This is a genomic window from Providencia sp. wls1914 (assembly GCF_009706645.1).
GTDB lineage: Bacteria > Pseudomonadota > Gammaproteobacteria > Enterobacterales > Enterobacteriaceae > Providencia > Providencia zhijiangensis.
The window spans coordinates 821,834-845,542 of the sequence record NZ_WLUN01000016.1; the positions used below are offsets into that span (position 1 = coordinate 821,834).

Sequence of the window (23,709 nt, forward strand, 5' to 3'; positions counted from 1 at the left end):
ACAACACCAATAGTCACTATCATAATGAATGATAATCACTATTTCCGAATAAAAACAAGTCCATTAAAACACTATGGATTTATAATTACATCATTTAACTTGGTTTTTCATCTAATGAATATTTACCGTCTTAATTAAAGCACACTTAATGCAGAATATTATTTCGCATGATATCAACGTATAAATATAACACTTGAGTATTTAATAATACTGGCATCTATTTTCTATTTAAAGTAATAACACTCTTTTTAAAATAATTTACACGGTTATCACAATTACGCATTAACCCACGTCACTCAATTGAGATTCATCCAATGGGTATTTCACAACCACTTTATTGCGGTATAAACAGCGGTCGCTAAGTGTGAGCGGCTCTTGCCCTTTGGTGGTGATTTGCTGCCAAATTTCATTATGGCGATAAATCACGCCGCCTTCTCGAACAAACTTATGGTTCTGTTGGTAAATATGATATTTATTTTCGCGGGGCTCAGAGCACAATAGCTCCCCTTCAATTTGGTGTTCGCCAATGTTAAACACTAACTGAAATGTTGCTTGGGTTGGGTTATACAGCACAAGGTCGATATAGTTATAGAAAATAGCGGCACCTGATCCAAATGGCAAAACGCGCCCTTCATCAGGAAATGGGTCAAAACTGTGATTGGCTCGTTCCACGACTTGCAATGGAGAATGCAGTATCATCCAGTGGATTAAATTACTGAGCTGGCAAATTCCTCCGCCAATCCCGCTTCGAGCTTCTCCGTAAGAAAGTTCCATACCCTCCACAAATCCACGTTTGGCTGTGGGTTTGCCCACAAGACGGCAAAACGAGAAGTATTCCCCCGGAGCAATGGTAACGCCGTTCATCGTTTCAATCGCAATTCCGAGGTTTATCACTTTGTTATGTTGCAACCGAAGGTCTGATTGACCCAGCTTGCGGATCAGCCGTGATGTGTGTTTATGGTAACGGTATTCTAGCGGTTGCTCCGCTAAATTGCGGGTATATTTGCGCCCTGAAAATGCCCAGTGCCAGCGCCTAAGTAGACGTTTTTGATTCACGCGCAGCCAATACAAAATAGGATGATAGGAAGAAAGTGGTCTGCGCATGTCGAGCCTTATAGGTTTCAGATAATAAAGGTATCTTCACATAATTCCCTCATCATCAATATAGTCACTGTCCGATAATTAATGTTCCACTTAGCAACTATTTTCTCCCACCGTTTTCTGTTTATTTTCCCTATCTTCTATCTTTCCAGATTCCAGATTCCAGATTTTAGGTTTTTCCTTAGTTTCCCCAAACATTGGCTCTATGGATTTTGTGCCGTAACTAGGCGGCAAAAAAGAAAAACCCTAGGAGCATACACAAGTATGTGACTAGGGTTTTCTTTTGAAGCCAACAACGTTAGGGTGCAAAAGACGACGAGCAGTTCAACTTCCAAACATTGGCTCTATGGATTTTGCGCCGTAACTAGGCGGCAAAAAAGAAAATCCCTAGGAGAATACATAAGTATGTGACTAGGGTTTTCTTTTGAAGCCAACAACGTTAGGGTGCAAAAGACGACGAGCGATTAATACAATCCAAGAACCGCCCCGACGGCTAGCGTGAAAAAGCTAAATAACCAAATCCACCCGAACGAATACCGCAAATGACGCCCCATATCAATCCCCGCCAGCCCCATCGCCAACCATGCTGCTGGTGAGAACGGGCTCACAAACGTACCGGCATTATTCCCAATCGCCATGGCGTACACCACCGCAGAAGGATCAACCCCTGCCGTCGCGGCAATCTGCTGAATAATCGGCAACAATGCAAAATAGTAAGCGTCAGTGCTGGTGAAAATATCCATAGGTACGCCGAGGATACCCACAAAAATATGAATTTTTGATACCCATTCCGTTGGCAGAATTGATGTCAGATCCATCGCAATGGATTTCAACATTCCACCATCAGATAAAATACCTAAAAATGCCCCAGCGGCGAGAATAATTGCCACCATACCTAACGCCTGTGGGGCATGCAGGGAAAGTACCTTCATCTGCTCTCTTGGATTTGGATAGTTAATTAATAGCGCTAAAGAAAGTGCAATCATAAACACATATGGTGCTGAAAGTAGCCCAAATGCTAAACAGATAATCGCCCCGACAATCAATCCACCATTAATTAATGGCTTTTTAGGTTTATGAGCAATGTCAACCACATCTGCGATTTGCTCACTTTCACCTAACAGTGAATCCATTTGATACGGTGTGGTGCCATTTAATGCAGCCGAAGCAATACGGCGCTTTTCACGCATTCCCATAATGATGGCAAATACCACAGCGCCACCCATACCAATCAATTGTACGGGAATTAAGCCTTGCCATAGTGTAGAGGCATCAATGCCTGTTACCGCTGACGCACGACCTAGTGGCCCGCCCCACGGCACCATATTCATGATCCCCATACTTGCGCACATCAGCAGCAACATAAGGTATGGGCTCATACCTAATTGTCGATATAGCGGTAATAATGCCGGAATAATGATTAAAAACGTTGCAGCGCCGGAGCCATCTAAGTGCACCACCCCCGCTATCAACGTGGTCATAATACAGACGATAATCACATTACCACGGGTCATTTTGACCATCATGCGGATCAGTGGGTCAAAAATATGTAAGTCCTTCATCATGCTGAAGAACAAAATGGCAAACAAAAACATTGCTGCCACTTTTGCTACTTTATTAATGCCGCTTTCGAAGAAGACCGAGATTTCACCAATAGAATATCCCGCTAGCAGTGCACCAATAAAAGGAATACAAGACATTGCAATAATTGGGCTAGCTTTACCCATCATCAGTAAAGTGACGATTGTCACGATGATTAAAATACCAATAATTGTTAACACATTGACCTTCCTTTTTAGAATTATATTTTCACAGGCTAATACACGTTGTTGAAAATAAAGCAGCTACACTTTTACAGTTGTAATTTTATTTTCATCTCCATGGCTCTTTTTACATAAAACTAATATTAATCAGGGTTAATCATTGCTTATATAAAGCCCCTATATAGGTTGCAAGATGAAAATTATTTTTTTGCGGCGGCAATATTGATTTCAAGGTAAATAAAATCATTGAATAGAATAGAAACTCAGAGTGAAAACCTATTAGCACCATAAAAACCATAAAACCGAATTAAGTTTATCTCTCTAGATTTATCATGGAGTTAACAAAGAGAGATACACTAAGCGAGTATTTATCATGATTTGAAATGGCACATTGCTATATATCTATATTCTATCCCTCGCATTTTTATTCATAATAAAAAATAGCAAGCAGAGATTTATACTTTTTATTCTTTTCCTCAAAATTATCTTCGCGTTATTGCTTTTTCAGCTTGCTTATAACGAAAATTTTTTTTGAATACCTAAATTTGCCGCTTTATCACAAGAATGGTCTTCCTTTTTTTGTATACTGTCAGAATTATCTTAAGTTTCGTTATAAGGAAAAAGGAATGAGTTACCTATTTTCACCGGCTAACTTAGGTCAAGTTCAGCTAACTAACCGCATTATTGTGCCACCTATGTGCCAATACTCCGCACATGAAGGTCTCATCAGTCCTTGGCATCAGGCTCATTATATGAACCTTGCCTTATCCGGCGCTTCCCTTGTGATTGTCGAAGCGAGTGCTGTAAACCCCGATGGGCGAATTACTTACCAAGATTTAGGTTTATGGAATGATGCTCAAACGCAGGCGTTTAAAACCCTATTAACGAACATCAAGAGTTTTGCCAATGCAAAATTAGGAATTCAAATTGCCCATGCAGGCAGAAAAGCATCCTGCGCACTACCGTGGGAAGGTGGACAAAACTTAGCACCAGAAGATCAGCATGGTTGGCAAACGGTAGCGCCATCCGCCCTGCCTTTTGGTGACAGCTATCCACCGAAGGCTCTCACTGTGAATGAGATCCACGAAATCACCCAACAGTTTGTAGATTCCGCAAAACGCGCTGAACAAGCGGGTTTTGATTTAATTGAAATTCATGCAGCTCATGGCTATTTACTGCATGAATTCCTATCTCCTATCGCCAATCAGCGACAAGATGAATATGGTGGCAGTTTTGCTAACCGTACTCGATTTTTAGTGGATGTATTTCGTAAAGTGCGTGCGACAGTCAGTCCAAATATTGCTATCGGTATCCGTATTTCAGCGACAGATTGGGTCGCTGGGGGCTGGGATTTGACACAATCTATTGAACTCACTGAAGTGCTAGAAGAATTAGGGTGCGATTATATCCACGTTTCTTCCGGTGGATTGTCAGACAAGCAGCAGATCCCTGTTAGTCCAAATTACCAAGTGCCACTGGCACAAGCGATTCACGAACATACCGATATGCCAGTGATTGCTGTAGGACTGATCACCGAGCCTCATCAAGCAGAAGCGATTATTGCGACTGGGCAAGCTGACTTTATTGCGATTGGTCGCGGTATTTTATACGAACCGCGCTGGCCATGGCGTGCCGCCAGTGTTCTCAATGAACAAATTAATGTAGCACCACAATATTTACGCTGTGCTCCGCATCAATTTAAGCAGTTATTTAAATAAAGTAGCTTTAAATAAGCGTTGATTTAAAAACCAGTCCTAAAAACAGCAAAGCCACGGGATTTTTCATCACCGTGGCTTTATTTAACAATGACTAAAGCTATTCAATTAACGCGCGTTAGTCGCACACTCTTGAACAAATGAAATCATAGTTTGTTGGAATTCAGGCGCAGCAGCAGGTGATTTTTGCAGTTCGCTGTCTAAACGTTTAAATTCTTTTAAACCATATTTTTCAACAGTTTTATCGTAAGCGCAGCCACAGATTGCGCTAATAGCTTGTGCGGTTTCTGCATCAGATTCGCCTGCTGCTTTTACACAGTTGTTTACGAACTCAGAACGATACTCTGCAATCTCTTTTTTCTCGTCTGAACACGCTGACAACAATGCCATCATACCCGCCATACCCAATACTAATACTGTCTTTTTCATTTTTAACCTATTTATCTTTGTTTATATCGGATTACATTAAAACCCTACAACATGCCTTAGTATTAATCATAGCTGCTTTAAATTAAAAAAGCTTGTTTCCATTGAATATTTAATTGCCCTATTTATTTCAATGAATTCACTAATTTAAGGTTTAAATTTTATGATTTTTCGCCCAGTAAAATATAATTTCACTCACAGTCTATAGAGGATAAAAAAGCCGGAAGATAATTCCGGCTTTTGATGAATAAGTATTTTTAGTTAATCTTCAATGGCATTACCAGTAACCCAGGAATTTCCACCAAATACTCCCTAAACTGATCCAAATAATTAAGTTAACCACACTCATCACAAAGCCTGCTTTCCACCATTCGCCCAGTGTGGCATAGCCCGAACCGAAGATAATCGGTGCTGTACCCGTGCCGTAGTGAGTTAATGACATCATTAAGGATGAGGAGAATGCTAAGGTTAAACCTAACAGCATTGGCGGTGCACCTAATGCGAGACCCGCCGCAAAGAACGCACCAAACATTGCGGTAATATGTGCGGTTGTACTGGCGAAGAAATAGTGGGAGTAAACATAGATAAGCACCAAAATTAAGGTACCCCAAACCCAACTAATTCCCATGCTATCAATGGAGCTTCCCACTGTGACAGACATCCACTTAATCAGACCTAATTTACCTAAGAAGCTTGCCATCATTACCAGTGCGGCAAACCAAACAACGGTATCCCATGCCCCTTTATTTTTCAGGACATCATCCCAGTTAATCACCCCAGTGCCCAATAATACGCTCAGACCAATAAAGGCTGCCGTCGTCGCATTCACGCTAAATGATGGGCCAAACAGCATTTCAGGAACCCCTGCCCACATCATTAATAACAGGATGAAAACCCCTAAAGTGATCATTTCTGGCAGTGAAATCGGGCCTAATTGTTGTAAACGCTCTTTGGCGAAATTAGGCGCATCCGGTGTAGAAGTAATTTCTGGCTTATACATGAAGTAAATAACCAGTGGCATTAAAATCAAAGAGACAATCGCCGGTACGAATGCCGCAATCGCCCACATTCCCCAAGTTAGCTCATTGCCTTTACCCGCTTCACTGACAATTAAGCTCACAATCAATGGGTTCGGTGCTGTTGCCGTAATAAACATCGCAGAGGTAATTGGGTTGATATTGTAGTTCACTAAAGAGAGGTAGCGCCCTATTTTCCCTGCAGTGCCGTCTTCCGCCTTAGATCCAAAACTGTCTGAAATCGAACGCATAATCGGGTGAATAATCCCCCCGCCTCGCGCGGTGTTACTTGGTGTCACCGGTGCAAGAATGGTTTCTGCAATAGCCAATGAGTATGCAATCCCAATGGTTTTTTTACCAAACAGAGAAATAACGTAATAACCAATACGCGCTCCCAGCCCCGTTTTATTCAAGCTCATGGAGACCATGATGGAAATACCAATCAGCCAAATCAGGTCATTGGAAAAACCACTTAATGCATCTGCAATCGCGCCTTTCGTCGATTCTGGATTAGTGACGCCTGTCGCGGCCACCAATGAAATAGCAACAATAGAAACACCACCAATTGGTAATGCTTTACCGATAATCGCGGCGATAGTTCCGACAAACAGGGCTAATAAATGCCATGCATTCGGATTAACACCTTCAGGAACAGGAATAGCAAACCAGATAATTAACGTTATCGCGACGGCGATTAAAGTGGGTATCGGTTTTAACGGAGTCAGTTTATTCATAAGGGTATCCATACAGTTTTTGAGATGGAATGACAGAGAAAGTGCAATATATATTTTTTTATTCTCAGTTGATGTTAGCAAATAATCATCTGAAAATATTGATCGTTATCATTTGGTTACTGAGTTTCATATGAATTTCAAGCCATTATGTAACAAAATGTAATTAAAATTCACAAACAGTCACACTCCCTTAAAGTGAGTTAAAAGTGGCTGCAAAATAAAAACGAGTAACATTTATACGTAAAAACGTCACTAACTCTTCCATCGGATTAAAGCGATTAAATATTAAAATATTTCCCAAAACTCAATTAATATACAAAAATTCAATAATTATTGATATTTACCTATCTAAAACTTAATGCTGAATCGAATTACTCATAATTAATCAAGAATAGCAATAAAGCACCTTGTAAATAGATTTACTTTAGTTTATTAGAGCGAATAAAAATCAAACAGGCTAATTGATTAATGAAATTATTTAGCTCAAGCCTTAAGCTATTAGAGTAAATATATTGTTATCTCATGGGCAGCTAAGCTAGAATGAATCAGACTACTCATTTAAATAAGCCCTTTAAATAAAGGAGATTGAAATGACATTTGACGATAATCATTATAAGAGCCAACAACAACCTTGTATCGTTTTAAGCACAACTAATAGCCAAGAAAGCGCGATAAAAATTGCACAATACCTGTTGAATAACCACCTTGCTGCCTGTGTTTCATTATTACCAGAAATGAAATCAGTCTATTTGTGGAAAGGAAATGTGACGGAAGATAATGAAATTCTATTACTGATAAAAAGTACGATTGGTAATCAACAAGCGTTATTTGATGCTATCAAGGAAATTCATCCCTATGAAATTCCTGAATTAATTCGGTTAGACCCGAACCAAGTTGAAGATAATTATTTACAGTGGCTGGTTAATTCTGTCCGTTAATATTCATACTTGCCATATTATTTTCGGTTTACATTCCTTTTTCATATAGCAAATTATGATCATTTTTATTAGCTGGTCAGCTTTGGTAAATACAAAATTAGTGTTATATAAGTAGTCTCGCTTAATATTTATTTTCCTCCTTCGTTTGGAGGATTTTTTTGTCAGATTGACACCAATAGCGTTAAATTTCAGATTACACATCCAAATATGAACCTTTCAATTCAATACTCTACCCTTTATTAAATAAAAAGTATAAATCTGTTTTATATCTTATTTCGAATACTTACCTTGCCCTATTCACTCCAAGCGTCATGGCTCATTTCCCTAACTTAATTGTGGATAAATAACACAAAGGGTGAGGACGTCCCCTCACCCATAAAATACGTCACCCATAAACCACGTTTTAGCCTGCTCTAGCTGCCTGACTACCCGCTTTAAAATAGGGAGCCTGGCTGGGTGCTAATGGTTCTCGACCGCGAATTTTGTCCGCTATTTTTTCCGCAATCATAATGGTTGTGGCATTTAAATTGCCTGTAATAATCAGCGGCATAATGGATGCATCAATCACTCGCAGGTTATCAATCCCATGAACTCGCCCCTCTCCATCGACGACTGCCATTTCATCCGAGCCCATTTTACACGTTCCACAAGGATGAAACGCCGTTTCTGCGCGTTCTCGTACAAACTGATCAAGTTGTTCATCGGTCACAATGTGCTTACCGGGGCTGATCTCTTCGCCTCGATACGGGTCTAACGCTGGCTGAGCCATAATTTCCCTTGTGATGCGGATCGCTGCACGAAATTCTTCCCAATCCTGCTCACAAGACATGTAATTGAACAAGATGCTAGGGTGTTGATGCGGGTCACGAGATTTTATCTGCACTCGACCGCGACTTGGCGAACGCATGGATCCCACATGAGCCTGAAAACCGTGCTGATTCACCGCATTGCTGCCATTGTAGTTAATCGCCACTGGCAAAAAGTGAAATTGAATATTTGGCCATGCAAATTTTTCACTGCTTCGAATAAACCCACCCGCTTCAAACTGATTACTGGCACCAATACCGGTACCTTTAAATAACCACTGCGCACCAATCATCGGCTGATTAAACCATTTCAATGCGGGATACAGGGAAACGGGTTGCTTACATTCATATTGCAAGTACATTTCCAGATGGTCTTGCAAATTTTCACCCACACCTTCCAGATAATGAACGGGAGGGATCTCAAACTGCGCTAATACCGCTTTAGGGCCGACACCGGAGCGCTGCAATATTTGCGGGGAGGCGATAGCCCCAGCGCATAATAAGACTTCTTTGCGCGCCTTCGCCACCTGCACTTGCTGATGCTTTCCTAAATAATACTTCACAGAAACCGCTTTTTTCCCTTCAAACTCAATGGTATCCGTAGTGGCATGGGTAACTATCGTCAAGTTTTTACGGGCGCGAGCTTGGTCTAGATACCCTCTGGCGGTACTCGCACGACGCCCTTTTGGCGTCACGGTGCGATCCATCGGACCAAACCCCTCTTGCTGGTAACCGTTTAAATCATCCGTTCTCGGATAACCCGCTTGAACACCCGCTTCAACCATCGCGTGGAATAGTACATTATTTTTGGGTTTTGGCGTCGTCACACTCACGGGACCTTGGTCGCCGTGGTAATCATTTCCACCAATATCGCGGGTTTCTGCTTTACGGAAATACGGTAAACAGTTGGCATATGCCCAATCTTCTAGCCCTGGCGCTTGCGCCCAGCCATCAAAATCCATGGCATTTCCACGGATATAACACATGCCGTTAATCAATGAAGAGCCGCCAAGCCCTTTACCGCGCCCACATTCCATGCGGCGGTTGTTCATATGAGGCTCAGGCTCTGTTTCATACGCCCAGTTATAACGGCGTCCCTGAAGTGGGTAAGCTAATGCCGCTGGCATTTGTGTGCGAAAGTCGAACCGGTGATCCGGTCCTCCTGCTTCAAGGAGCAGCACAGTAACATCAGTATCTTCTGTCAGGCGGGTAGCAAGAACGTTACCGGCTGAACCAGCACCGATAATAATGTAGTCATAGACCATTGTTATCTCCTCTGTTTCAGTCAAATTAAGTGATTAAAAAATGGATGAAAACTCTCCGAGTTCAACTTGAATGGATTTGATTTGAGTGTAATTTTGCAGTGTCATTAGGCCATTTTCACGACCGACACCGGAATGCTTATAACCCCCCACTGGCATTTGCGCAGGGGATTCTCCCCATGTGTTGATCCAGCAAATTCCCGCTTCCAATTGGTGAATAACGCGATGAGCACGAGCGAGATCTTGCGTGACAATCCCAGCGGCTAAACCATAAATCGAGTGATTTGCTCGCTCAATCACCTCATCTTCTGTGCGATAGCTTAAAATGCTCATCACAGGGCCAAAAATCTCTTCTTGGGTGATTTGCATTTCATCTGTGCAATCAGTAAACACCGTCGGTGCCACATAAGCACCGGTTGCCAGCGATTCAGTCATCAGACGCTCACCGCCACATAACACTGTCGCCCCTTGCGCCTTGCCAATCTCGATATAGCGCAGCACATTGTCCAGATGCTTGAAGCTGACCAAAGGCCCAAAATTGGTATTTTCATCGATTGGTGAGCCAATACGAATGCGCGCAACGCGCTCCGCGATTTTGGCTTCAAAATCGGCTTTCAGGTTTTCTGGGATAAATACTCGCGTCCCGTTGGTGCACACTTGCCCAGAGCTATAAAAGTTCGCCATCATGGCGATATCAGCGGCTTTCTCTAAATCAGCATCATCAAAGATAATCAGCGGTGACTTTCCGCCAAGCTCCATAGTGACCTCTTTAAGGCTTGAGCTAGAGGCATTGGACATCACTTTTTTCCCTGTCGGGACGCCGCCGGTAAATGAGATTTTGGCAATATCAGGATGCTCTGTTAGCCATTGCCCCACTTCACCACCCATTCCTGTTACCACGTTAAACACCCCCGCAGGTAAACCCGCTTCCGTGTAGATTTCCGCCAGCTTTAATGCGGTTAATGAGGTGACTTCGCTGGGTTTAAATACCATGGCGTTACCCGCCGCCAGTGCTGGTGCGGATTTCCATAACGCAATTTGAATGGGGTAGTTCCATGCGCCAATCCCCGCAACAACCCCCAAGGGTTCACGGCGAGTATAGACAAACGAGGTTTCACGTAGCGGAATTTGCTGCCCTTCTAGAGCGGGGATCAAGCCCGCATAGTATTCAAGAACATCCGCGCCCGTCACAATATCCACAAAGCGCGTTTCAGAAAGTGGCTTCCCCGTATCGAGGGTTTCTAAATAGGCGAGTTCATCATTACGTTCACGTAAAATATCCACGGCACGGCGCAAAATACGTGAGCGCTCCATCGCGGTCATTGCCGCCCAAATTTTTTGCCCCTGTTTTGCACTTTCCACCGCCCAGTGAATATCGTCGATGCTAGCTGATTGCAAATGTGCAATCACGTCGCCATTGGCTGGGTTGATTGCTTCAAACTGCCCGCATTCAGGTTGTGAACTGTCGACATATCCGCCATGAATGTAAAGCTTATGAATCGGTGGATGTTGCATAACGTCTCCTTTGAAAAATAGTTAGGTCGAATGGTCTCCTGCACGTGCCAATTGCATATCGATATACTCGTTAGTGATGCTGAGCGCTTCCGTCACAGGAAAAGACTCATTGCTCAGCGCACTACGTAGCCATAATCCATCAATCAAGGCAGCCAAACCTTTAGCAGCACGGCGTGCAGCAGGTTTATTTAGCACTCGCCCAAATTCATAGCTGAGGTTTGAATATAAGCGGCGGTCATTCACCCGCTGTAAGCGGTTCAGATTTGGTTGATGCATACTGCTCGCCCAAAATGCCAGCCACGTTTTCATCGCGGCTTCACTGATTTGGGTGGAGTCAAAGTTCCCTTCCACAATCGCCTGAATTCGCGCTTTAGGATTTTCACCACTCAATAATCTGAGTCGCATCGCAATACCAAACCCTAATTGATACTGGATATGGCGCATGGTGGCTTCCAATAAACCGCTTTTATCACGGAAATAGTGGCTAATAATCCCAGTAGATACCCCCGCTTTACGGGCGATCAGCACAAAGCTGGCTTCTTGCATTCCCACTTCGTTGATGACAGCTAAAGTGGCCTGAATTAACTGCTGTTTACGTATCGATTGAACGCCTATTTTCGGCATGGCATGAAGACCTAATAAGACCATTGAACCCATTCATTAAACGATTTTTTAATTGAATGTTCAATCAATATTAACTATGGTTTACAACAATTCATTCACAAATTACTCGAGGAGATACCCGTGAAATTTTAAATATTTACTAATAATTCAATGCGTTAGTAAATAATTTCATTTTAAATTTTCATCCAGATAAAACTGTGGAACTGCCAATGACAAATTCAAAAAGTCCAAAAAATGGGCAGAAAGACCAACTTAATCACGTTGTTTTTTTTACCTCCGCCGCCTTAATACTGGCGTTTTCTTTTTTCACCATTCTGATGACTGACACCGCAAATCAATGGATTGTTGCAACACTGGGTTGGGTGTCAAAAACCTTCGGCTGGTATTACTTACTCGCCGCCACGTTATATATCGTTTTTGTGATTTTTATCGCGACCTCGCGCTTTGGGAATATCAAACTGGGACCAGAACAATCCAAACCGGAATTTAGTTTACTCAGCTGGTCGGCAATGCTGTTTGCCGCGGGGATTGGCATTGATTTGATGTTTTTCTCGGTGGCTGAACCCGTCACTCAATATATGTTACCGCCAACGGGTGAAGGCGAAACCCTTGAAGCGGCTCGTCAGTCGATGGTGTGGACACTGTTTCACTATGGACTCACGGGCTGGTCAATGTACGCCTTGATGGGCATCGCGCTCGGGTACTTTAGTTATCGCTATAATTTGCCATTAACCATCCGTTCTGCCCTATATCCGATTTTTGGTAATCGAATTAACGGACCGATTGGTCATACCGTCGATATTGCCGCCGTGCTTGGGACGATTTTCGGCATCGCCACTACCCTCGGTATTGGCGTGGTACAGCTCAATTACGGGCTAAAAGTGCTGTTTGACCTTCCCCAAGGGCTAACGGTGCAAGGTGGGCTGATTTTCCTTTCGGTTGTCATGGCGGTGATTTCCGCCACATCGGGAGTCAATAAAGGGATCCGCATTCTCTCGGAACTCAACGTGCTGCTGGCATTGGGGCTAATCCTGTTTATCTTATTTGTAGGGGATACTGAATTTCTGCTCAACGCGCTGGTACTCAACGTCGGAGATTATGTGAACCGTTTTATGGGCATGACCCTGAACAGTTTTGCGTTTGATAGACCGACTGACTGGATGAATAGCTGGACGCTGTTTTTCTGGGCATGGTGGGTAGCATGGTCGCCTTTTGTTGGGCTGTTTTTGGCACGAATTTCCCGTGGTCGCACCATTCGCCAGTTTGTGATTGGCACGCTGATCATCCCGTTTGTCTTCACGCTACTTTGGCTCTCTATCTTTGGTAATAGCGCTCTATATGAAATTATTCATGGCAATAAAGCGTTGGCCGAAACGGTATTAGAGGCTCCCGAAAAAGGATTTTATTCCCTACTCGAGTTATATCCCGGGTTTGGATTAACCGCCTCCGTTGCCACCATTACAGGGTTACTGTTTTACGTGACGTCTGCGGATTCAGGCTCACTCGTGCTGGGGAATTTCACCTCAAAACTGAGCGACATTAATCACGATTCCCCTAATTGGCTGCGAATTTTCTGGTCAGTAGCCATTGGTTTACTCACCCTTGGGATGTTAATGACCGATGGTGTGCCCGCCCTGCAAAATACCACCGTGATTATGGGGCTGCCGTTTAGTTTTGTGATCTTCTTTATTATGGCGGGGCTGTATAAGTCATTGCGGTTTGAAGATTATCGCCGCGTCAGTGCCATTAATACCAACGCCCCTGCGCCGCTGTATGGTAATGAGCCCATTAAGTGGAAACAGCGTCTGGGACGCGTGATGAATTTCCCGGGCACCACCTATACCCAACGGATGTTAGATTTAGTCTGTATTCCTGCAATGCAAGATGTCGCGAAAGAGCTAGAGTTGCGTGGCGCTAAAGTGGAATTTGCGATCCATTCTCTTGCCGAAGAAGAGCGACTTAATCATTTAGAGTTAGTGGTCGATTTAGAAGAAGAGCAAAGCTTTATCTACCAAATCTGGCCGCGTCGCTATACGGTGCCAAGCTTTACCTACCGCGCTCGTTCAGGGAAATCCCACTATTACCGCCTTGAAACCTATTTATGGGAAGGCACCCAAGCTAACGATTTAATGGATTACACCAAAGAACAGGTGATCAGCGATATCCTCGACCAGTATGAGAAACATTTGAATTTTATTCATTTAAGCCGCGAAGCACCGGGGGCGACATTGACCTTTCCCGAAGGAAATTGATAGGGAGCTGATTATTTAAACAATGCAAAAGGCGCCCAATAAGCGCCTTTTGTTTGCAATACGAGAAATGCTAATTATTCATTCTGATATTTTTGCTCTAGCATGGATTGAAGCTCGCGCGGGTTATTCATCCACGATAAATGCCCCGGGCAGCCTGCCGCCGTTGGGTTGATATCACAAGGGCGGATGTGATTGAGCAAGGATTTTTCATCTTCATCTCGCTGTTCGAGTAGCGATTGATAGCTACGATCTTGCTGAGCAATTTTTAATTTCGGGTCAAATTTGAACTTCTGCTCTTCCCGCAGTGAGTCCATTCCTTGGTAGTTTTCATGATATAAGCGATCAACGGGTGATTTTTCTTTAAATGACAAGTCGGTGGCAAAGCCAAAAGGAGCACAGAAAACAAGAAAAAAGACAACAATAACCTTTTTGAACATATGGATACCTACTGTAAATGCATAATTTGGCATTATATGCACTTACAACCTATCGGTGTAGAAAATATATTTTTGATTTTTAAAATTTATTGTTTATTAATCAGTTATAAATAATTAGATATAAAATCAATTGATTGAATACTTACTAACATCCATAGTGATTATTTCTGCATTTTTATCTATTGCTTTCATTACTCTCCATCAAATAGCGCAATGTCATCACGCAAAAATACAAACAAAAACAGGCAATTTTCATGATTTCGAACTAAAACTATATTAGCGTTTTTATTTATGAGGGAATGACATGGAGCCAGTGAATAGCCACATCACGTATAAAGTGAACCATTCGATTTCGGTGGATGATTTTTTGAATTTATTGAAGCAATCCCCACTGGATACGTTTGTGCCCACTGACGATGTCGCGTTGCTGGATTCGATGTTAAATAATGCAGATTTGTTGATCAGTGCTTGGGTGGATGAGCAGGTGGTGGGTTTCGCTCGCGCGATCACGGATTTTAGTTTTTGCTGCTATATCTCTGAAATTGCGGTAGATACTCAGTATCTTCATCAAGGTGTCGGTAAGCATTTACTGCGCCTAACCGCCGAGGAGCTTCCCCCCGAGTGTCATTTAATTTTTCGCTCCACCCCCTACTCCCAAAACACCTACCCCAAACTCGGCTTCAATCCCTGCCCCAACACGTGGCATATCTCCGCCAAAAGCTTTCTAGACAAAATGAAATCCTAAAATATTCTGGTTTTTCCCTTGCCTTTGATTTTGCCCTTACCCTTGACCTTATCCAAACATAGCTCTAAATAATTCGAATTCACAGCTAGGCGGCAAGCGAAGATATCCCGATGAGCATACATGAGTATGTGATTCGGGTAGCTGAGAGCAGCCAACAACGCTGTGGTTCGAAGTATGACGAGCTACGATCTCAACTTAGAACGAAGACGCTTAATGGCTTGACTGTGAAGCTGGCTAACTCTTGACTCCCCCACCTCCAACACCGCACCTATCTCCTTCAAATTCAGCTCTTCTTGGTAATACAGCGTCAGTACCATTTTTTCACGCTCTGGCAATTGTTCTATTGCCGCCACGATTTGGTCTTTCAGGCTGGATTCCATCAGTAAACTCAGTGGGTTGCCGCCATCGTCTTCATCCATCGAAGGTTCGCAGCTTTCACCATGCACTTCGTGCCATTCATCGTAGGAGAACAGTTGGCTATTGTTGGTATCAAGCAGCGCTTGGCGATATTCCGCCAAATCGATATCCAGCGCTTTGGCAATTTCAGGCTCTGTCGCACTGCGCCCAAGGCTTTGCTCAAGTTCACCAATGGCTTTGGTCATTTCTCGCGCTTGGCGACGCACGCTACGAGGAACCCAGTCACGGCTACGCAGTTCATCGAGCATGGATCCGCGGATCCGCTGCACAGCGTAAGTGGCAAAAGAGGCACCTAATGAGGCATCGAAACGTTCTAATGCGTGGAGTAACCCGATGCCACCCGCTTGGATTAGGTCATCGATATCAACGCTGGCAGGAAGTCGGACTTGCAGTTTCAGGGCTTCATGGCGTATTAGAGGGTAATAACGCTCCCATAGGCTATTTTTATTAATGACACCTTCGGCAGTATATAAATCACTCACAACCTGAATCACCCTTCAAGTTTTAACTAAAGGTAGCCATTATCTGTGTTACGCGTAATTTCAATCCGCAGAGTAAGGCACTAAATCAGCCGTTATTCTTTTTATCCTAAATAAATTTGATGGAGCCCAATATTTTTTGAGTCTATTTTTTGCTTTTTCTTTTGCCCTTGCCCTTGCCTTTGACCTTGTTTTTGACCTTTTTTTTGACCTTAACAATGCCAAAGCGCGCCCTAAATAATTCGTGTTGCAGCTAGGCGGCAAGCTGGATTATCCCTAGGAGCATACTGAAGTATGTGACTAGGGTAATTTAGTGCAGCCAACAACGCTGTAATGCGAAGAATGACGGGCATGAAAAAGGCCAGCATTGCTGGCCTTTAATCTCAGAAACCGATCACGAATTAACGTAACAGGCTCAGAACACCTTGTGGAACCTGGTTAGCTTGCGCTAACACAGCAGTACCTGCTTGTTGCAGAATCTGACCACGGCTCATGTTAGAAACTTCTGTAGCGAAGTCAGCATCTTGGATACGGCTACGTGCTGCGCTCAGGTTGTTAACAGAGTTGTTCAGGTTGTTGATAGTAGATTGCAGACGGTTTTGGATAGCACCCAGTGAAGAACGCAGACCATCAACTTTAGATAATGCGCTATCTAATGCAGCTAATGGGTTTTTGTTTGCTTCATCCAGAGTACGGCCTGTTGCTGCGGTAGCACCCGCTGCTAATGTAATTGTTGCAGTACCATCAATCTTTGCATCAGCAGGAGTAGTAGCATCTTTCTCTGACTCAACTGTTGCATTTAAGTGTTTAACAGTACCATCTTTATCAGTGGTTTTAATTACCAATTTAGTGTCATCAACTTTACCATCAGCACCAACTGCTTGTAACACTTCATAAGATGCATATTTACCATCTTTAACATCTTTATCTAAAGCTGAAGTATCCAGTTTTTGGTTAGTTGTCACCGCGCCAGCAGTAACCTTTACTGAGCTAGCAGATTTACCAAATTCACTCACACTCAGGTCGAATTTTTCTAAACCTAAAGTGTTACGGTCAATTTTTTGTAAATCGATATCGATTTTCTCGCCATCATTAGCACCGACTTGAACAGTCATTTTAGTGTTTTGGCTTAAAACTTTAACACCGTTGAATTGAGTTTGTTCAGAAATACGGTTGATTTCATCCATACGTTGCTTAACTTCGTCTTGGATAGATTTGATGTCTGAATCAGAGTTAGAACCGTTTTTCGCTTGAACAGTCAGTTCACGGATACGTTGTAAGTTATCGTTGATTTCGTTAACTGCGCCTTCAGCGGTTTGTGCGATAGAGATACCGTCGTTTGCGTTACGTGCTGCTTGAGTTAAACCCTTAACGTTTGCAGTGAAACGGTTAGCGATTGCTTGACCTGCAGCGTCATCTTTTGCGCTGTTGATACGTGAACCAGAAGATAAACGCTCAATCGCAGTACCCAGTACGCCTTGAGAACGGTTTAAGTTGTTCTGAGTAGTCAGAGACAGAATGTTGGTATTAATAACCTGTGCCATAATGTATGTCCTTTTTATCTTAATAGTCGATTAAGCACGCTGGCTTAACTCGGTAAATGTTGTCAGCAATAACATTATCGGCGGCACCCAAAACCCCTTTAGCCATTTTTATAAAAATTTTTCACGCATATTGTCAAAAGCGCACTGGAATCAGCTTTTTTCACACTAAATTTTTTATTAAACCCTTCAATTATGGTTAATGTCCTTATCATTTTTATTCAATAAGCCTAATTACCTGCTTTTTACGGTTTAACTCCTTCCATTATTATTTCTCAGAATAGTCTAATATTTTTCCCCAATTCGCCGATAAAGGACTAAATACGAATTTATTTTCAGGGTTTATATTCAGGAGAGATTTATGGCAGGCATATCCACACTTGGTATCGGGGCTAACTTAGACTTAAATGTGCAAATGGATCAATTAGAGGCAATGGAAAGACGTCGTCTCGACCCATTAACGCAGCAAAAAGCCAGCTATGATGCGCAAATCAGTGCATTTGGTAAGATGCAATCTTCATTAGAAAAACTAAAAAAAGCGGCGGAAGATCTTAAGAAATACGAAGATATCAGCACCACTAAAGTGAGTGGTGAATATAAAGCCTTTGATGTAAAAACCGATGGTAAAGCAGTAGCAGGTGTGCATGATGTTAAAGTCAACCAGCTGGCAAAAGCGCAAACTATTGCCACCAAAGACATACCTGACAATAAAAAATTATTAGGTAACGGTAATAAAGAACGCACTATTACCATTACCCAACCTTCACAAAAAGAAGATAAAGATAAGATTGTTATCAAACTCGATAATGAACACACTTCATTAATCGAGATTGCGGACGCCATTAATAAAACCGATAAAGGTGTTTCTGCCTCTGTTATTAAAGATAAAAATAATCAATACCACCTCGTTGTAACATCAAAAAAAGCGGGTACAGACAACCGCATGAGCATTAATGTTAGTGGTGATGATGAACTGGCTAAAATTTTAAATGTTGAATCGGAAATTGATTCAACAGGCAACGTCATCATTAAAGACAAAGCGACAAGTGGTATGGAGCAAAAAGTTCCACCGCAAAATGCACTATTAACTATCGATGGTTTTGACCTTGAGTCACAAACTAATGAAGCGAAAGACCTATTTCCTGGTTTAACCCTGTCTTTAAAGAAAGAGAGTGAAGATGGTAAATCAGAACATTTAATTATCTCTGAAGATATTGAACCGGCTAAAGGCAAAATTAAAGCGTGGGTGGATGCCTATAATGAATTCCAAACCTTAGCCAAAGAGCTCACTAAATATACCCCTACTGAAAAAGGTACTGCACCGGATAAAACTAATGGTCCATTAATTGGTGATTCCACTTTGCGTGCAATTCAAAGCACCTTACGTACCCAAGTGCGTAGTCCACAAGATAGCGGCGAATTAAACCTGCTGAATAAAATGGGGATTAAACAAAAACTGGACGGTACGTTAGAAATCGACAATAAAAAACTCGATGCTGCCCTAAAAGATAACCCATCAAGCGTAAAAGTTTTCTTTGCCGGCGATGGTGAAAAAACTGGATTTGCGACCGAAAACTTTAATTTCTTAAAGGATACCTTAGATAGCAAAGAAGGCACGCTGCATAACGCCACTGATGGCGTAGAGAAGAAAAAGAAAAGCATCGATAAACGTATCGAACAAACCAATAAACAAATTGAAAACACCATGGATATCTATCGTCGTCAGTTCCAAAACCTCGATAAGATGATGAGTTCACTGAACAGCACAAGCAGTTCATTAGGCAGACTTTTAGGTTAACCGTATGTATCAACGTAAAGCTAATCAAGCCTATCAGCAGGTCAGTTTGGAGAGTGAAATCGCCAATGCGACCCCGTATCAACTGATCCAAATCCTGTTTAAAGGGGCCTTAAGTGCCCTTAAACGGGGAGAGATTTTTATGGAGCAGGGAAACATTGCTGAAAAGGGTAAAGAAATCTCAAAAGCAATCGACATCATTGACACGGGATTAAAACAATCGCTAAATTACGAGGCTGGTGGCGAACTTGCTGAAAATTTAGCGAGTTTGTATGAATACATGACGCGGCAATTGCTCCGCGCCAACATAGAAAACAACGTGACTTATGTCCAAGAAGTTTACCAATTACTCTCCGATATCGCCTCTGCATGGCAACAAATCGGTGCAAATGTGGATGAAAGATAACCAGGTGGACAATAAAAATCCTCTCTATTTACTTGAAATATATCGTAATGTCTTAATATTAAGTGAAAACTTAGTTTCGCTCGCACAATCAGGGGAATGGGAGTCATTAATCTCCCGAGAAACTGAATATGTCCTTGCCGTTGAGAATTTAACGGCTCTGACTCAAGAATATGAGCAGGAACAACCTATTACTGACGACTTTGTGCAGTTACTACACCAGATCATTGAAAACGAACGAGTGACAAAAGAACACTTACAAAATCATTTGAATTTTTTAAGTAAAGAAATCAAACAGCTCGACCAACAAAAGGTATTGAATAATAGCTACGGCCAATTTGATCAACCCGATGCTCCAAGGGTTATTAAACCTCTCGAGTAAACGGTAAAGTGTCAGGCAGTTCACCTGACGCTTAACTTAATAGGACAACTCAATTGGCACCAAGAACACAATAGCAGCTCCCCGAATCACACTTGTTGGGTCTCGGGAAGCCGTAAAATAGACGGGAACTTACTGCTGTTTTAATCTTTGCTGCTTTTTAAGCTTTTTCAACAACATATTGCGCTTTAACGTGGATAAGTGGTCGATGAACACTTTACCGTTTAAATGGTCAATTTCATGTTGCATGACAATCGCTAAAAACTCGTCACTGTCGACAACAAACTCCTTGCCGTCACGGTCAAACGCCTTCACCTTCACACGCAAAAAGCGTGGTACATCCGCGTAAACATCCGGTACGGATAAACACCCCTCTTGATAGCTTGTCTCCCCTTCGCTCTCAATAATTTCAGGGTTGATAAATACCATTGGCTCATTACGTTCTTCTGAAATATCAATCACCATAATGGCTTTGGTTTCGGCGATTTGCGTTGCCGCCAGCCCGATACCATTATCAGTGCTGTACATGGTTTCAATTAAGTCATCGACCAATGTTTGTACTGCTGCGAAATCCGTAACGGGACTGCACTGAATACGCAATCTTTCATCTGGAATTTCAATAATTTCTCTTACTGCCATAGCTAAAATCCTGTTGATTCAATTACTTTTACTCAAGCCCATGCTCTTTCATACAAATTTATGTATTAAAGTATCGTCCTTTTTTTACCCACAAAAGATGCAAAAAATGGCAAAGTGGCTTGGAGATGAAAATTTCACAGAAAAATAACATGATCTAAGACAAAATACATCTGAAATCACCAGAAAATTCTCCGTATAACCCCTGTCTACAGGCAAAACCCAACACATTTTATCGAAATCGGAGAATCCGCAAAAAATAGTATTTGTAAATTTTTCATGATGAACTGACCAAAATATAAATCTGAATTAACACTGATTAGATAGCTTAGCTATAATTTTATTTCGACTTTCTATTTAATACTGTTTTTAACAGAAAAATTACATGGGATAAGCCGAGTTTTGTTTGCTGATACCCCCTTTTCTTTAAATACATAACCCAACGTAAGCTTACGTTTTTAATACTTAATCATAATTCTTACCTTTGCTTTGTTCGCTGTTTAATTAATGATGAAGACCTGTTCGATTTTGTTACTCACATTTCTAATCTTAATAAATGGAGTTCTTATGAAATTAAAACCGATTATTGCCGCCTTGATTGTGATGTCCACCACTGCTGCTTTTACGGCTCAAGCTAACTCAACGGCACCTGTTGCAAAGCAAGCCGTTAGCGCGAAAAAAGCCAATGCCTATGAAGAAATTATGATTGATAAAGTCTGGGTAACTACTCAAGCTGTCGATCAAGATAAAAAAGAGGTGCCTGCAACAGATAAACAAGTGGCGAACTTCTTTGGGCTTGCAGAGTATTTCCCTGATGGCACGTTTAAGATGCTAACCCTTGAGGGGGCGCCTAAAATGCAAGGTGATTGGTCATTCAGCGAAGATGGTAAAACCCGTTCATTAACGGCCAAAGATGACAAAGGTGAAGTGCTGTTTACTCGTGTGGTTGAAAACGTGACTGTGACACCGGAAGAGTATACTTACCGCATCTACCCATCACAGGATGATAAAACCAAATATTTTGATATCGTCCATAAAGTGAAAAAATAGTTTATACCATGATTGGGGAATGTATTTAATATTCCCCTTTCTCTAAATTATTAGTATGGTAAGAATTAATCTTTAAATTAATTTAAAACTCTCCACAATTACACTTTATTCCCGCCATCAATTCCATTGTATTAATCCTAATCCAACACGATTTTTCCGAGTTAATTAAAAATAAAAACAGATTTTATTTTTTAAAAAATACAAATTATTATTTCAACGTTTTTTCTTAAGAAGAATTTACCTCAATTATTCCTTTATGATTTTTATTCGTTATATGGAAATTTCGTTATGAAAAACAAATTACTATTAAGTACTTTAAGTATGGTGATCCTCACGTCCTTATCTTCTCAATCCCTTGCTTTAACTGGTTATCAAGATGCGATTAATGCACCTTATGATTATCCAGAACACCGGCATGAAGATAATCGAAATATCATCGATATTCAAAAAGCTAAAATAAAAAAATATGCCAATATCGTTGAGGAAATGGCCCCTATCATTGACATCAGTACCTTTGCTGCAGAAAGCTTATCGCCAATGATGCAACAGTCAGCACCACAAACACCAAGTCGTTCACCAACCTCAACATTACCCGGCTCTACCCCTCCATCTCCTCCCTACTCTCACACTGGCTCGCCAATTGGCCAATTATACTATCCACCAATATCGCCGGATAATAATCCACCCATATTCTTACAAAGCAACTCAAATTCTCTCGATGAAAGAGTTAGAAATAACACTGATGACATTAATATGTTAAACATATCAATTTCTGATTTAAATAATACTAGTAGCATCAATGAAAAAATAAACCTTGAAAATCAAATGAAAACACTTGATTCTATTAAGGAATTAGAAAATTCCGTCTCTGTACTTGAGGGGAATATTAAAAACAATGAAATAAAAAGCAAAAAATATACTGACAAAGAATTATTTAATAGTGAAGTGGTTATTAACTCTCTAATTAATGATGTCAGTGAAAAAAACCTTGAAGAAACCAAACGACTTAATGCAGAAATAAAGAAACTTGATAAAGAAATCCAAGAGAGCAATACAGCAACCCTTCAGAATATTGAAGAGGCAGAAGTAAATAGCAAAGCTCATGCTGATTTAATTTTACGTAATCAGCAAATGCTGAATATTGATCGTTTTGATAAACTCGATAAACAAGACAAATTACATACTCAACACTTTAAGCAAATTGATTCTAGATTTGAAAGAATGGAAAGTAAAATCAACCAAACTGCTCGTGATGCCAATGCAGGTATTGCCTCTGTTGCTGCAATGAGCAATATTCCCTATATTACCGGCAACCGTTTTAGTATGGGTTTAGGCGCAGGTAACTTTAAGAATGGTAAAGCCATTGCCGCGGGCGCTCAATATCAAATCAAACAAAATTTAAACGTCCGTAGCTCTATTTCTTGGAATAATTCTGATAGCGCAGTTATTGGTGCAGGTATTGCTTACGGTTGGTAATTTCCATCCAATAATTATCTTTATTCTTCTTGCCATATTTATTAGCATCAATGTAAATTGATGCTAATTTTTATTTAACGATTAATTATCAATATATCCATTCAATTTTCTAAAATTGATTTCAAATCATCCATAACACTTTTAACTTATACATTATGTCTTTTCTCCACAATAATTATCCATCATTTAATTGCAACAA

19 protein-coding genes and 1 pseudogene are annotated in these 23,709 nt (G+C 41.4%); 9 read left to right on the plus strand and 11 right to left on the minus strand.

From position 1 onward, the window contains the following. Nucleotides 1–282 precede the first annotated feature (282 nt). On the minus strand, nt 283–1,104 hold the full coding sequence (locus GKR74_RS14670; protein WP_154604134.1) for a VanW family protein: 822 nt from the start codon (nt 1,102–1,104) through the stop codon (nt 283–285). Nucleotides 1,105–1,565: 461 nt separating this feature from the next. After that, entirely contained in the window at nt 1,566–2,882 is a 1,317-nt protein-coding gene (locus tag GKR74_RS14675; protein ID WP_181478423.1) for a CitMHS family transporter, read from the minus strand. 608 nt (nt 2,883–3,490) lie between these two features. On the opposite strand from GKR74_RS14675, the gene GKR74_RS14680 reads away from it, so the two are divergent. Continuing rightward, on the plus strand, nt 3,491–4,582 hold the full coding sequence (locus tag GKR74_RS14680; protein ID WP_154604136.1) for an NADH:flavin oxidoreductase/NADH oxidase: 1,092 nt from the start codon (nt 3,491–3,493) through the stop codon (nt 4,580–4,582). Between the two features lie 105 nt (nt 4,583–4,687). Here the strand turns inward: GKR74_RS14680 and GKR74_RS14685 are convergent, their stop codons facing one another. Together GKR74_RS14685 and GKR74_RS14690 are read right to left on the minus strand one after the other, a co-directional pair. Continuing rightward, nucleotides 4,688–5,008 (minus strand): hypothetical protein, encoded by a 321-nt coding sequence (locus GKR74_RS14685; protein WP_154604137.1) that lies wholly within the window; start codon nt 5,006–5,008, stop codon nt 4,688–4,690. 274 nt (nt 5,009–5,282) lie between these two features. After that, entirely contained in the window at nt 5,283–6,755 is a 1,473-nt protein-coding gene (locus GKR74_RS14690; RefSeq protein ID WP_154604138.1) for an anion permease, read from the minus strand. Nucleotides 6,756–7,345: 590 nt separating this feature from the next. On the opposite strand from GKR74_RS14690, the gene cutA reads away from it, so the two are divergent. Then, nucleotides 7,346–7,693 carry a divalent-cation tolerance protein CutA gene (gene cutA, locus GKR74_RS14695; protein ID WP_154604139.1) on the plus strand — a complete coding sequence of 116 codons (348 nt, stop codon included), beginning with the start codon at nt 7,346–7,348 and terminating at the stop codon, nt 7,691–7,693. A gap of 403 nt (nt 7,694–8,096) precedes the next feature. Here cutA and betA read toward each other — a convergent pair whose 3' ends face one another. Genes betA through betI form a run of 3 tightly spaced genes read right to left on the minus strand, consistent with a single transcriptional unit; the run spans nt 8,097 to nt 11,900 of the window. After that, nucleotides 8,097–9,764, minus strand: coding sequence for a choline dehydrogenase (gene betA / locus GKR74_RS14700; protein ID WP_154604140.1), 1,668 nt, complete (start codon nt 9,762–9,764; stop codon nt 8,097–8,099). 33 nt (nt 9,765–9,797) lie between these two features. Beyond that, nucleotides 9,798–11,276, minus strand: a complete 1,479-nt coding sequence (betB, locus tag GKR74_RS14705; protein WP_154604141.1) for a betaine-aldehyde dehydrogenase — start codon at nt 11,274–11,276, stop codon at nt 9,798–9,800. Nucleotides 11,277–11,297: 21 nt separating this feature from the next. Beyond that, the gene (gene betI / locus GKR74_RS14710) at nt 11,298–11,900 is read right to left on the minus strand and encodes a transcriptional regulator BetI (protein ID WP_154604437.1); all 603 of its coding nucleotides are present in this window, start codon (nt 11,898–11,900) and stop codon (nt 11,298–11,300) included. A 209-nt stretch (nt 11,901–12,109) separates the two neighbouring features. Here betI and GKR74_RS14715 point away from each other — a divergent pair. Beyond that, a pseudogene (locus tag GKR74_RS14715) lies at nt 12,110–14,155 on the plus strand (choline transporter). A 71-nt stretch (nt 14,156–14,226) separates the two neighbouring features. Here GKR74_RS14715 and GKR74_RS14720 read toward each other — a convergent pair. Next, the gene (locus tag GKR74_RS14720) at nt 14,227–14,589 is read right to left on the minus strand and encodes a hypothetical protein (RefSeq protein WP_225575016.1); all 363 of its coding nucleotides are present in this window, start codon (nt 14,587–14,589) and stop codon (nt 14,227–14,229) included. A 304-nt stretch (nt 14,590–14,893) separates the two neighbouring features. Between GKR74_RS14720 and GKR74_RS14725 the strand changes: the two genes are divergently transcribed. Further along, entirely contained in the window at nt 14,894–15,334 is a 441-nt protein-coding gene (locus tag GKR74_RS14725; protein WP_154604144.1) for a GNAT family N-acetyltransferase, read from the plus strand. Between the two features lie 182 nt (nt 15,335–15,516). Here the strand turns inward: GKR74_RS14725 and GKR74_RS14730 are convergent, their stop codons facing one another. Next, the gene (locus GKR74_RS14730; RefSeq protein WP_336431341.1) at nt 15,517–16,233 is read right to left on the minus strand and encodes an RNA polymerase sigma factor FliA; all 717 of its coding nucleotides are present in this window, start codon (nt 16,231–16,233) and stop codon (nt 15,517–15,519) included. 398 nt (nt 16,234–16,631) lie between these two features. Continuing rightward, entirely contained in the window at nt 16,632–17,774 is a 1,143-nt protein-coding gene (locus GKR74_RS14735; RefSeq protein WP_154604145.1) for a FliC/FljB family flagellin, read from the minus strand. Nucleotides 17,775–18,132: 358 nt separating this feature from the next. Here GKR74_RS14735 and fliD point away from each other — a divergent pair, with 358 nt between their 5' ends. From fliD to fliT, 3 genes are read left to right on the plus strand one after another with little or no spacing between them, the layout of a single operon-like run. Next, nucleotides 18,133–19,569, plus strand: coding sequence for a flagellar filament capping protein FliD (fliD, locus tag GKR74_RS14740; RefSeq protein WP_154604146.1), 1,437 nt, complete (start codon nt 18,133–18,135; stop codon nt 19,567–19,569). Between the two features lie 4 nt (nt 19,570–19,573). Then, nucleotides 19,574–19,972, plus strand: coding sequence for a flagellar export chaperone FliS (gene fliS, locus GKR74_RS14745; RefSeq protein ID WP_006657543.1), 399 nt, complete (start codon nt 19,574–19,576; stop codon nt 19,970–19,972). Next, on the plus strand, nt 19,962–20,351 hold the full coding sequence (gene fliT, locus GKR74_RS14750) for a flagellar protein FliT (protein ID WP_036951364.1): 390 nt from the start codon (nt 19,962–19,964) through the stop codon (nt 20,349–20,351). Before fliS ends, fliT begins: the two co-directional genes overlap by 11 nt. Nucleotides 20,352–20,480: 129 nt before the next feature. Here the strand turns inward: fliT and def are convergent, their stop codons facing one another. After that, nucleotides 20,481–20,987, minus strand: a complete 507-nt coding sequence (gene def / locus GKR74_RS14755; RefSeq protein WP_154604147.1) for a peptide deformylase — start codon at nt 20,985–20,987, stop codon at nt 20,481–20,483. A gap of 564 nt (nt 20,988–21,551) precedes the next feature. On the opposite strand from def, the gene GKR74_RS14760 reads away from it, so the two are divergent. Both GKR74_RS14760 and GKR74_RS18025 read left to right on the plus strand, forming a co-directional pair. Further along, complete coding sequence (locus GKR74_RS14760; protein ID WP_154604148.1) at nt 21,552–22,034, plus strand: DUF4822 domain-containing protein; 483 nt, start codon at nt 21,552–21,554, stop codon at nt 22,032–22,034. A gap of 288 nt (nt 22,035–22,322) precedes the next feature. Continuing rightward, complete coding sequence (locus GKR74_RS18025) at nt 22,323–23,510, plus strand: YadA-like family protein (protein WP_230089170.1); 1,188 nt, start codon at nt 22,323–22,325, stop codon at nt 23,508–23,510. Nucleotides 23,511–23,709 lie beyond the last annotated feature (199 nt).